Origin of the sequence: Pedobacter boryungensis (assembly GCF_013204825.1) — a bacterium.
GTDB lineage: Bacteria > Bacteroidota > Bacteroidia > Sphingobacteriales > Sphingobacteriaceae > Pedobacter > Pedobacter boryungensis.
The window spans coordinates 457,142-468,761 of the sequence record NZ_JABMKV010000002.1; the positions used below are offsets into that span (position 1 = coordinate 457,142).

Annotated in this window: 11 protein-coding genes; 5 read left to right on the forward strand and 6 right to left on the reverse strand. The window is 32.5% G+C overall.

Translation table 11 applies throughout. The features are described from left to right. Positions 1-35: 35 nt before the first annotated feature. The gene (locus HQN85_RS08530) at positions 36-431 is read right to left on the reverse strand and encodes a response regulator transcription factor (RefSeq protein WP_173271219.1); all 396 of its coding nucleotides are present in this window, start codon (positions 429-431) and stop codon (positions 36-38) included. A 157-nt stretch (positions 432-588) separates the two neighbouring features. On the opposite strand from HQN85_RS08530, the gene HQN85_RS08535 reads away from it, so the two are divergent. From HQN85_RS08535 to HQN85_RS08545, 3 genes are all read left to right on the forward strand, one after another. Continuing rightward, positions 589-1,005, forward strand: a complete 417-nt coding sequence (locus HQN85_RS08535) for an OsmC family protein (protein WP_173271221.1) — start codon at positions 589-591, stop codon at positions 1,003-1,005. Positions 1,006-1,137: 132 nt separating this feature from the next. After that, a complete protein-coding gene (locus HQN85_RS08540; RefSeq protein WP_173271223.1) occupies positions 1,138-2,448 on the forward strand; it encodes a DUF3887 domain-containing protein in 1,311 nt (436 codons plus the stop codon). A gap of 126 nt (positions 2,449-2,574) precedes the next feature. Then, positions 2,575-3,021: a KTSC domain-containing protein gene (locus HQN85_RS08545; RefSeq protein WP_173271225.1), complete on the forward strand. Its 447-nt coding sequence runs from the start codon at positions 2,575-2,577 to the stop codon at positions 3,019-3,021. Positions 3,022-3,070: 49 nt separating this feature from the next. Here HQN85_RS08545 and HQN85_RS08550 read toward each other — a convergent pair whose 3' ends face one another. Further along, positions 3,071-3,913, reverse strand: a complete 843-nt coding sequence (locus tag HQN85_RS08550) for an NAD(P)H-binding protein (RefSeq protein WP_173271226.1) — start codon at positions 3,911-3,913, stop codon at positions 3,071-3,073. Positions 3,914-4,064: 151 nt separating this feature from the next. Between HQN85_RS08550 and HQN85_RS08555 the strand changes: the two genes are divergently transcribed. Both HQN85_RS08555 and HQN85_RS08560 read left to right on the forward strand, forming a co-directional pair. Further along, positions 4,065-4,664: a hypothetical protein gene (locus HQN85_RS08555; protein WP_173271228.1), complete on the forward strand. Its 600-nt coding sequence runs from the start codon at positions 4,065-4,067 to the stop codon at positions 4,662-4,664. A gap of 206 nt (positions 4,665-4,870) precedes the next feature. Next, positions 4,871-7,648 (forward strand): outer membrane beta-barrel protein, encoded by a 2,778-nt coding sequence (locus HQN85_RS08560; RefSeq protein WP_173271230.1) that lies wholly within the window; start codon positions 4,871-4,873, stop codon positions 7,646-7,648. Between the two features lie 7 nt (positions 7,649-7,655). Here HQN85_RS08560 and HQN85_RS08565 read toward each other — a convergent pair whose 3' ends face one another. The 4 genes from HQN85_RS08565 to crcB form a co-directional block, all read right to left on the reverse strand. Further along, the gene (locus HQN85_RS08565) at positions 7,656-9,101 is read right to left on the reverse strand and encodes an SDR family oxidoreductase (protein WP_173271232.1); all 1,446 of its coding nucleotides are present in this window, start codon (positions 9,099-9,101) and stop codon (positions 7,656-7,658) included. Positions 9,102-9,149: 48 nt separating this feature from the next. After that, positions 9,150-10,457, reverse strand: a complete 1,308-nt coding sequence (locus tag HQN85_RS08570) for an ABC1 kinase family protein (RefSeq protein ID WP_173271234.1) — start codon at positions 10,455-10,457, stop codon at positions 9,150-9,152. A 6-nt stretch (positions 10,458-10,463) separates the two neighbouring features. Further along, the gene (locus HQN85_RS08575; RefSeq protein WP_173271236.1) at positions 10,464-11,117 is read right to left on the reverse strand and encodes a TetR family transcriptional regulator C-terminal domain-containing protein; all 654 of its coding nucleotides are present in this window, start codon (positions 11,115-11,117) and stop codon (positions 10,464-10,466) included. Between the two features lie 130 nt (positions 11,118-11,247). Further along, entirely contained in the window at positions 11,248-11,619 is a 372-nt protein-coding gene (crcB, locus tag HQN85_RS08580; protein WP_216847252.1) for a fluoride efflux transporter CrcB, read from the reverse strand. Between the last annotated feature and the right edge of the window lies 1 nt (position 11,620).

Sequence of the window (11,620 nt, forward strand, 5' to 3'; positions counted from 1 at the left end):
TTGCTGAACGAACTTAGCCTAGACTAAATCAAGAATTACAAATAGGTTTTTCCTGCAAGAATACCTTCAATTTTATCTAAAAGGTCATCTATATCAAAAGGTTTAGCTAAAAATCCATTTGGTTTATGTGAGCCATGTTGAATATTTTGAGCAGTGTATTTTGCTGAAATCATAAGCACTGGAATGTCAGCAGTTTTTTCGTTCGTGCGAATTTGCGTAAGTAATTCCCTACCATCAGCATCAGGAAGCATAATGTCGAGTATCATTAAATCTGGTTGGAAAGCATGAATATGGTCCATCATATTCGCACTTTTATTTAGGCCAGAAACTTTGTAAGCTTCACTTTGTAGAATTAAAGTTATCACATCTAAAATAGCATGATTATCTTCTATAACTAAGATGTTTTTGTACGATTTAGAATTTTTTGCCAATGCGGTAGTATGTTTTAATATCTTACAAAGATATTTATTGCAATGATATTTTAAACTAAAATTATTTAGAGAAAATATGAGTAAATTTATTGTCAGAATTTGATACATGCAAACATATATGCTATAAATTACCTTTCTTTATTAAAAACAATTCGATATGAAAAGAAATGCAACAGCCGTTTGGAATGGCACAGGAAAAGACGGAAAAGGAACATTGACCACACAAAGTGGAACATTAAATCAGACACAATATTCTTTCAAAAGTCGCTTTGAAGAAGGTGTGGGTACAAACCCTGAAGAGTTAGTTGCTGCGGCACATTCGGGTTGTTTTACCATGAAGTTGAGTTTTAATATTTCTGCAGAAAATATTACACCCGAAGAAATTACAACCAAAGCTACAGTTAATCTTAATCCAGAAAAAGGAGAAATTGTGGATATACATTTGGAGGTAAAAGTTAAAGCAACAGGGTTGTCACAAAGTAAATTTGATGAGCTTGTTGCCGATGCAAAAGCAAATTGTCCAATTTCTAAGTTGTTAAACACTACAATAACTATAGAGGCTGAACTTTTATAAAGTTCTTTTTCTTTAATTTGAAAACGCTGTTTCAATTTTTGGAACAGCGTTTTTATTTCACAGTTTTTAACATTAAAGCGAATTAAATATTATTAACTTTGAATCTCACTAAATGTGAGGTAATTAGATTTTATGAAGAAAACCATCCTTTTAATTGCACTATTATTTGTAAGTACAGTTTCATTCTCTCAAAATGTTTTAAGCCTGTTTGGTAAAGCTAATGAGTTTTTCACCTTATTAGAAGAAGGAAAATTTGATACAGCTCATGCCTATTTCGCAGAAAGTGAACAAGCTAAAGTTTCTGTCGAAAATTTAAAACAACTATGGGGTTCTGTAAAAACAAAATTGGGGAAAACAGAGTCTTTAGAGGCGATTCAAAGTAAAGTACAGGGACAATATTATGTTGTAATTGTAAACGGTAAATTTGAAAAGGATGAGCAAGATTTTATGCTAGCTTTCGATAAAAGTGAAAAATTAGTTGGACTTTTTATGGCCCCAAAAGCGGTAACATATGCCAAGCCTAGTTACGCTGCTGATACCACTTTATACCAAGAAAAATCAGTTTATCTTCAAACGTCAGGTCATCAACTTGCGGCAATAATTACTACGCCTAAAAATGTAAAAAATTTCCCCGTAATTGTTCTTGTACATGGTTCTGGACCTAGTGATATGGATGAAACTGTAGGTCCAAATAAACCTCTAAAAGATTTAGCTTTAGGGCTTGCTTCAAAAGGAATTGGTTCTGTACGTTATGTGAAAAGAACGTTAATTTATCCAAATGATTTTAGAGGTGTATTTACAGTTAAAGAAGAAGTAATGGATGATGCTTTAGCGGCAGTTGCATTGGCTAAAACCATTTCTGGTGCAGACACAAAAAGCATTTATTTATTAGGACATAGTTTAGGTGGAATGCTAGCTCCTCGTTTGGCTACCATGGCTCCAGACTTAAAAGGAATTATATTAGCAGCCGCTCCTGCTAGAAAATTAACGGACATTATTTTAGACCAAAATAAATATATGTTTGAACTTGCAAAAGACACTACGCAAGCTGCCAAAGATAAAATGCAAGAAGTAATTGGTGAAATAGGGAAGAGTAGAATTTCACAATTGGGAACTATGAAAGCAGACTCGCTTGTGATAGGTTTACCAGCATCTTATTGGGTTGATTTAAATTCTTATGATCAAGTTGCTGTTGCCAAAAAATTAAAGCAGCGTATTCTTGTTTTTCAAGGAGGAAATGATTTTCAAGTTTCTGAGGTTGATTATAATTTGTGGAATACAGCTTTGGGTAAAAAATCAAACGCAATTTTAAAGTTGTATCCAGAATTAAATCATTTGTTAAGCCCGCAAACAGAGAAAGGCACAACAGCACAATATCAAACGCCAGTTAATGTTTCAGAAAAGCTAATCGATGATATCGCGGCATGGATTAAGGCTAAATAACAATTAGTAAAGCGCTTATTATAATTTTCCTTAAAAAAGCGTACCTTTGCACAAAAATTGTTTTACTGAGTGTTGCGCTTTAAAAATTTGCAATTATTTCATAAACAATAACATATAAAAAGGTTTATGAAAAAAGTTGGAGATTACAGAAAAATATTAGGTGTTACTAAGGCTACAGAGTTAAAAGAAATCAAGAGTATTTACAGAGGCTTGATGAAAGATTGGCACCCTGATAAGTTTAGTGCTGATGCAGATAAACACACAGAAGCTGAAGAAAAAAGTAAAGAGATTATCGAAGCGTATAATTTTTTATTAAGTATTGCACCTGAAACTTTGGAGCATTCAAAAGAAGAATATATCCAAACTACTACATTATCAAATATTCAAGATTTTCAATATAAAGACCAAATTTTAAGAATTGATTTTTTTGATGGTAGCGGCTACGAATACTTTGACGTACCAAGAGCAATGTATATTAAATTAGTAAACGCAGACTCTCCGGGTAGATTCGCAAGAAGACATATTTTTAATGCATTCCCATATCGTAATGTGAGTAAATTGGCAACTGCCTAATAATTTATATTAAGGAATTAAGAAAATTACATTCAATTATCTTAATTCTTTAATGTTTAACTTTTCCATACTCCAACCAATTCTTCACTTCGTAATTATAAGCTAAAATAGTAGGCACGTTTATGCTATCTATTTGTTTCCAATCCAGAAGTTCATCAATAAAATAAGGTTCCTCAAAACCTGATGCAATGCAAGCCTGAGTATAGAATTCTTTTCTAGAAGGATGATGTGGAGTTACCCCATGGTATGTTTTTCCAAATGCTTCTTGATTAATTATAGCTTCAGTCAGTCCAATACAATCAGATAAATGAATTAAATTTATTGGAGCTAAACCATTAGAAATATCTTTTTTACCAGCAAAATGCTTTGCCAAATTCCTATTTGGACCAATCAATCCCCCAAAGCGAATAATAGTTGTTGTGAATGAAGGATTACTCTTTAAAATATTTTCTGCTTGTAATAATGTTTTGCCCGAAGCTGTTTGTGGTTCAGGAATTATCGTTTCATCTACAATAAAATTTCCATCTTGATAAACCCCAGTAGAGCTAATGAAAATAATTTGTTCCACCCTAGCTTTTTCAGCTGCCAGAGCAATCGCATCTATTTTTGTAATAAATGAATCTAACTCTGGGGAATTGCTCTTTGGTGGAATGGCAATACATAAAATAGCACAGTTAAAAAAATCTGCATCATATGCAATTTCTTTTTCTGATAGATTAATTAAAAACGGTTTTATTCCAACTTCATTCAGTAGGGTTAATTTATTACTGCTTGTGGTAGATCCATTAACAGTAAAACCATTTTCAATTAACTTTTTTGCTAAAGCCAAGCCATACCAACCACAGCCTAAAATGCTGATTTTCTTTTTTTGTTCTGAATGATTAGTTGTCATCAAATTCAATTTAGAGCAAGATAGGCTAATGGATCATAAAGAATGTCACCTTAAAAATAAATTTCTAAAAGAATTAGTTTTATGCTGTAAATTTCGAGTGGCACTGTTGTTGTGTAGTCTTATTTGATTTCATGTCTAATAATTAATTACGATGAATAAAATAGTTTTGATTTGCCTTTTGGCCGTTGGTTTATCTTCTTGTAGTATTAATAAACAAGCTCAACAAATTAAAGCATTAGAACAATGTGAATATAAGTTAGTCAATGCATCAAATATCACAATTGCAGGTACAGATGTTAAAAAATTGATTGATGAAAAATCTGTTAATCTGGTGAGCATCCCTGCTTTTGCATTAGGATATTTGAGGAAAGATATTCCATTAAGAGCAAATTTAAATCTTGAAATTAGTAATCCATCAGGTGCTTTAGCAGCAATTAATAATTTCGAATATATCATTCTAATTAATCGACAAGAAATTGCAAACGGTTCAGTAGACCAAAGAGTTAGTATTGATGCAGGTCAAAAAATTACTGTTCCTGTGCAATTAAATGCGAATATTTATCAATTTATTGCAAATGGAAAAGTTTTAGATGATATCACGGCATTTTTAACTAGCGCAAGTAAAGGCACAGAAAAGAAAGGTATGGTTACGCTAAAAATTAAACCATCAATACTAGTTGGAAATAATTTGGTTAAATATCCAGGTTATATAACCATTGATAAAGAAGTAAGTAGTAAAATCTTACTATAAAACTTCGCTCATCACATTTATTGGGGCTTTCGTCACATTTCATAAAATCATCCTTCGGGTAATTGTTATTTTGGATAACCAAATGCTAATCCAGCCTACGAAATAATCGTAACAAAGTTGTTAAATCATAATTTTTATCAACTAATTTTTTAGGTTTGATGTAACATTATAAAAAATTTGGTGTCTTTTAGCTGTTATCCCATTTTATGAAAAGAATTTTATTAGCCCTCGCTTTAATCTTATTTACTAATTTCTTGTTTGCTCAAAAAGGAAGTATTTCAGGAGTTTTATTAGATAGTACAAACCAAAAACTAACGTTAAATTATGCTACTATCTCCGTTTTCAAGGGTGCAGATACAGTTTTAACCACCTATAAATTATCTGATGATAAAGGCACATTTAAAATTTCTAATCTTGAGGCCGGAATAAAATATCGCTTAGTAGTTAATGCTTGGATGTACAATGTTTTACGTAAGGAAGTAACATTATTGCCAAGTGCACTGAATGTAGATTTAGGCAAATTATTGCTTTCAGGAAAAACAAATAACTTAAATGAAGTTGTAATTAATTCGGAAAGACCACCCATAATTGTTCGAAAAGATACAATTGAATTTAACGCAGAGTCTTTTAAAACTTTGCCAACCGCCGTAGTTGAAGATTTATTAAAAAAATTACCAGGAGTAGCAATTTCATCTGATGGTTCGATACAAGTAAATGGTAAAGCCGTAAGTAAAATTTTGGTAGATGGGAAAGAGTTTTTTGGTGGTGACCAACAAATGGCGACTAAAAATTTACCAGCAAATATTATTGATAAAATTCAGGTAAGTGATGATAAAGAAGCAAAGCGGAGAGACCCAGATCTATTAGCAGGGAATACACCGCAAGTCATTAATTTAAAACTGAAAAAAGCAATTAAAAAAGGCGCTTTTGGAAAGTTATATGCTGGTGGTGGGCCAAATGATTTATTTGAAGCTGGTGGTATTATGAACTTCTTTAGAGATACAACACAAGTAAGTGTCTTGGCATATGGCAATAATATTAATAAACCAGGTTTTAGTATTGGAGATGTTTCTCGTATTGGAGGATTTAGCCGAGCTGGTATAAATTCTATCATGATTAATAGTGAAGGAGGATTTGAATTAAATAATATTGGTTTTGGAGGGACTTCTACTGGTGTGCAGCAATCTTTGGGCGCTGGAGCGAATTTTAATACATTAACCAAAAATGGAATAAAGATTAATGGAAAATACTTCTTTGGACAAGCTAAAACTTTAATCGATCAACAGATTTATGTTGACCAAAATTTAGGAACTGAAAAGCTTTATACAAGTACGATTTCTAATCTAAAAAACAAAAGCTATAATCATAATTTTGGGGCAAGAGCAGAATGGAAAATCGATAGTTTAACAGAGCTTTCATTTGAACCGACTGTTACACTAAATATTTTAAGAAACCTAGGAGTAACTCAAACAGAGAATAAAAATACAACCAATCAGTTAGTTAACAATGGTTTAAATAATTCTCGTTTAAATGGAGATAACGCAGATTATTCTTTGCTGACTAGTTTATGGAAAGATTTTAAGAAGTCGGGGCGATCACTAAATACAAGTGTTAGTCTCACCAAAAAAGATAATTTAAACGATAATTTTAATAATTCTAATAACAATTTTTATTTGCCAGCGCCATCAACATTAAGTTTAGATCAGTTAAGGGATAATAATATTAGAAATTTTGGGGTGTATTTAAGTGCGAATTATAACGAGCCAATTAGTAAAAAATTAAGGTTGAGCTTGGCTGTAGGCGCAAATTATTTGGATAATGAAAATGCGCTTACCACTTTTTATAAAAACCCACTTAATCAGGCATATGATGTTGAGGTTCCAAATTTATCTGAGACAGTAACACAAAGTGGATATAAAACCAACACAAGAACAAGTTTACGATGGAAAGCAACAAAAGACTTGAGTATACAACCAGGTTTTGTATTTAATACCATCGATTTAAAAAATAATTTTAGTTCATATCCATCATTTGAGCAACATTATCAATTTATAGCACCATCATTAAACATTACTTACAAAGCATTTAATTTAAGTTATTCGCCATCATTTAGAGAGCCAGATGTAAAATACATTCAGCCAATTACAAATAATACTGATCCTTTATTTGAGCAAAAAGGTAATCCGAATTTATTACCAGCGAAGTCTTATCAAGTCAACTTAAACATTTACAAGTACGATACAAAACGTTCCCTTAATTACAACCTAAATTCGAATGGAAGTGTGCAGAATAATGCTGTAATTATGGCTAGAACTATTTCTCCAACAGGCGTTCAAACAAATACTCCAATTAATGCTGATGGGATTTGGCGTTTTTATTTGGGCGGAAATATTAACAAAGATTTTAAACAAGGAACAAAGCAATTTACTTTTGGAACAGGATTTTATTCTAACTACACACGCAACATTGTACAGATAAATGATGTAAGGAGTTATGCTAAAATTTTCACTATCGCACCGAGAATTAGTGGTAGAATTAACCTAAGCGACAAGTTTGAATTAGGAGAGTCATATAGCGTTGCCTATAACAAAAGTACATATGATGATGCATTTTATAGAGATTTGAATTTTTATACTCACAATAGTGAAACCGAATTAATTGTTCGCTTACCAAAGAAAATGGTATGGGAAACAACTTATAAAATTCAACACAACACACAAGAAACCGCTGGCTATAATAACAATGTAGAAATTTGGAATGCCGCTCTTACTTTATTGTTTATGAAAAACGATAGAGCTCAATTAAAATTTGCGGTGAACGATATTCTAAATACAAATACACGCAGATATATTTCCATTAGCGACAATTCAATTCGTGATACACGTACCAATAACTTAGGCAGACATGGATTAGTTACTTTAACCTACAACATCCAAAACTTTGGTGGTAAAGTAGGTGGTAAGGATACGTTTTTTAGATTTTAAACTATAATTATTGGGGTTTATATTGGGTAATCTGCTTTGCCATTCCTTTAAATAAAACTAAATGAAATGGAAACATCGTGTACCAATATATTCTTCCCCATAAACCATTAGGTCTAAATGTTGCAATTTGTGATAAATAAGATTTGCCATGATACTGCACTACTTTTAATTCGAGCCATGCTTCTCCTGGAACTTTCATTTCAGCATAAAGTAATAAACGTTTACTGGTTTTATCTGCCAACAATACCCGCCAAAAATCTAAAACATCGCCAGCTTGTAAACTTGTGTTACTGGTTCTTCCACGTCTAGTGCCCACTCCGCCAAACATTTTATCTAAAAAGCCACGCAAACTCCAAAGCCAATCTAAATAATACCATCCCCTGCTACCTCCAATGCCCCAAATATTTTCGAAGACTTCTTCAGCTTTGCGCTCAAAGGGCATTTTTACTTTATATTCTACAGTGCCGTTTTGGGGTACCTTAACTTGATCCATAAAATAAGTTTCTAAATAACCTCTGTTTAATGCGTCTTTCCAGCTACTTACAATAGAGTTTTGTTCAATTTTTTCGAAAGCTAATTTCAGCGCTTCTTTATAACTTAAGCACTTTTTGGGTACTGCATTTTTAATGTTATCATTTTGGCAAATCACCTCTACTTTCATGCTATCAACTAAACTTCTAGCTAAAGAATAGGGTACCGCAGTAACTAAATTAAGCCACAAAGACGATAATTTTGGCGTTAATACAGGTACAGTTAAAATATATCTTTTTAGGTTTCTTGATTCTCCATATTGCAAAAGCATTTGCTTGTAAGTTAAAATATCTGGACCACCAATGTCAAAAATCTGATTGTAAGCTTTATCATTACCTAAAACTCCACATAAATATTCGAGCACATCTCTAATAGCTATGGGCTGACATTTAGTACTTACCCATTTTGGAGCTACCATTACAGGGAGTTTTTCTGTTAAATCTCTAATAATTTCGAAAGAGGCTGAACCAGAGCCAATGATGATTGCGGCCCTTAAAATTGTATAATCAATTCCTGAATTTTTCAATTCTTCCTCTACTGCAAGTCGAGAACTTAAATGCTTAGAGAGTTCATCATCATTAACAATACCAGTAAGATAGATGATTTGCTTGCATTGAGTGCGCTTAATCGCTTTTACAAAATTTTGAGCTGATTGCTGTTCCAAATCTGCAAAATCAGCTCCGCTACCCGTCATAGAATGAACTAAATAATAGCTTGCTTCAATATCAAGTGGTATATTTTCTAGGCTTTTAGGATTTAATAAATCGCCTGTAATGATTTGTACTTTATTGCCAAAATCACTTTCAAGAGCAAACCTACGTGGATCACGAACCATGCAAACCACATCGTGCCCATTTTCTAATAATACAGGGAGTAAGCGTGTGCCGATATATCCATTGGCGCCAGTAAGTAGAATTTTCATGTTTGTGAATGAATAATTATATACGTAACAGCCAAGCTAAGCGATTTGTTATTTCCTTTTTACGTGTGGTTTATAAGTATCAGTTTTTACAGTTGCGTTTAATTCATGAAGAATATTATACAAACCAAAATTAGTACGGTTAATGTAAATGAAATGCTTTACTCCACGAGCTTGTTTGAACTCTGGCATTTTACTAATCTTTTCGCCGTACGAATACAAATCTTCAAAAAACTGTTTCTGACTAAAGTCAAATGTATTGGTTACATAAGGTTTAGCAAAAAGAGAGATCATTTCTTTATAAGCTTTATAATAGAATTCGATTTGGTCGGGTGTGTCATTTGGTAAAATCATCTCCAACTGACGGAAGGCTTTTATGGTTTCTTCTTTATTTTCGAATAAATCTGTAGATGTTAAAGAGAAAAACGGTTCATAAAAATCATCTGGCATTTCTTTGATGCAACCAAAGTCTATTGCACCAAGTTTTTCATCTTTAGTTATTAAGAAATTTCCCGGATGAGGATCTGCATGGACTTTTCTCAATTCATGCTGCTGAAAATTATAAAAATCCCATAGGGCTTGCCCAATTTTATTTTTTAATTCTTGACAAGGATTGGTGTTTAAAAATTCTTTTAAATGTTGACCTTCAATCCAATCCATTGTGATAATTCTATTGCTAGAAAGTTGTGGATAGTAATCTGGGAAAACTATATTATTTAAGTTCTTACAAGCTTCGGCAAATTCTACAGAACTTCGTACTTCACGTTCATAATCTGTTTCTTCCAATAAACGTTCTTCTACCTCTTTCATGTATATACTCAGTTCCTTTTCGCTCATTCCTAATAAACGAAAAGCAATAGGTTTCACCATTTTTAAATCTGATGAAATGCTATCGCCAACCCCTGGATATTGAATTTTAACTGCTAACTTTTTGCCGTTTAATTGTGCTTCATGCACTTGACCAATTGAGGCCGCATGTGTAGATTTGATATTAAATTTATCATAAATTTTTTCAGGCGTTTTACCGAAACTCTTGGTAAATGTGCGTACAATTAGCGGTCCAGATAAAGGGGGTGCGTTGTATTGAGATTGCGTAAATTTATCTACATAAGCTCTTGGCAGGATATTTTTATCCATACTAAGCATTTGAGCAACTTTTAACGCAGAACCTTTTAATTCACTTAAAGAACTATAAATGTCCGAAGCATTATCTTCATTGAGTTCATCGCGACTTAAGTCTGGATTGAACAGCTTTTTACTATAATGTTTGATGTAATTGCCACCAATCTGGAAACCTGTTTTCACAAATTTTGCAGAACGCTCTACTTTGGTGGTAGGCATGCTTTCTTGTGCTTTCATTTGGTCTTAAAATCCCATCTTTTCTTTAAGCTTTCCGTTTTGGGAAAGAAATTTTCCGTATTCAAATAAGTTATCAATTGGCGAACGCTGAAATAAGTCGAAAGTAACTTGAATACCTTTTTCTATTGCTTCGTCAGTTTTTTCAAAACCTTTACTGTCATCATCAATCCAAAAATTAAGAATAAATGCATATTGAACCCAAAGTGCGTTTTTATAACGCTTACTTAAGAATTTGCGATCAGCAAGTTCGCCACTTTCCAGGCCTTCGTTTATGATCTGTTCTGCAAAGTTTTCGAAAATTGGCTTTACACCACTCAAAACCTCAGGGGTACTTAATCTATTTCCGTGAGCTTTTAAACTATACTTTACAAAGCTCCGATTTGCCTTTAAGAATTCTATATAACTGTAAAAAAATGAGAGTATTTTTTCTCTAGATGAATATTGCGCCCACAATTCTTGCGTTTGGATTTCATTTATCGCTTCTACAAGCAGTTCAACCCAAATCATCTTTTCAATGCTTTCAAAAGAAGCATAAAAAGTATAAAAATCAGCTTCTGTAATTTTCAATTTTTTAACGAAACTGTAAACCGATTTCGGTTTTTCATCGTGTGTTAAAACAAAATCGATGTATGCCTTTTTAATTTGAGCTGCTGTTGCCATTTTCTTTTTATTTAAAAACGTAAAAAATGTAAGTTTGGTTTCTGAAACCACTCAAAATTAAGACTTTATTTATCACTTATTTGCAATAATTAAGCTTGATGTTAAAGGAGAATTCGGTGATTTTAATTTGTTATTTAGTAATCACTAATCCTAAACCTACAGCTAAGAAGCCAACAACAATGCTGGCAAGTGTGTATGCTATTAATGTGAGATAATTATTATTTTGTAATAAGGAAATATTCTCTGCAGCGAATGTAGAAAAAGTGGTGTAGCCCCCACAAAAACCAGTTATAAATAATAATCTTAAATTTTGATTAGAAGAAATATTTTGTCCAAAAGAACCAATCAGAAGCCCAATTATAAAACAACCTAAAACATTAGTAATAAATGTTGCTAATGGAAAAGTATTGGTATAATATTTTGCTGTTAATATAGAAGTAAGGTATCGGAAAATACTTCCTAACCCGCCACCAAAACCTACTAATAAAAGTTGTTTCATCATT

Bases quoted from the DNA above. Each gene is read 5' to 3' on its own strand.
- HQN85_RS08555 (WP_173271228.1), top strand. From the start codon at position 4,065: ATGAATAAAATAGTTTTGATTTGCCTTTTGGCCGTTGGTTTATCTTCT.
- HQN85_RS08545 (WP_173271225.1), top strand. From the start codon at position 2,575: ATGAAAAAAGTTGGAGATTACAGAAAAATATTAGGTGTTACTAAGGCT.
- HQN85_RS08570 (WP_173271234.1), bottom strand. From the start codon at position 10,457: ATGAAAGCACAAGAAAGCATGCCTACCACCAAAGTAGAGCGTTCTGCA.
- crcB (WP_216847252.1), bottom strand. From the start codon at position 11,619: ATGATGAAACAACTTTTATTAGTAGGTTTTGGTGGCGGGTTAGGAAGT.
- HQN85_RS08550 (WP_173271226.1), bottom strand. From the start codon at position 3,913: ATGACAACTAATCATTCAGAACAAAAAAAGAAAATCAGCATTTTAGGC.
- HQN85_RS08535 (WP_173271221.1), top strand. From the start codon at position 589: ATGAAAAGAAATGCAACAGCCGTTTGGAATGGCACAGGAAAAGACGGA.
- HQN85_RS08560 (WP_173271230.1), top strand. From the start codon at position 4,871: ATGAAAAGAATTTTATTAGCCCTCGCTTTAATCTTATTTACTAATTTC.
- HQN85_RS08540 (WP_173271223.1), top strand. From the start codon at position 1,138: ATGAAGAAAACCATCCTTTTAATTGCACTATTATTTGTAAGTACAGTT.
- HQN85_RS08565 (WP_173271232.1), bottom strand. From the start codon at position 9,101: ATGAAAATTCTACTTACTGGCGCCAATGGATATATCGGCACACGCTTA.
- HQN85_RS08575 (WP_173271236.1), bottom strand. From the start codon at position 11,117: ATGGCAACAGCAGCTCAAATTAAAAAGGCATACATCGATTTTGTTTTA.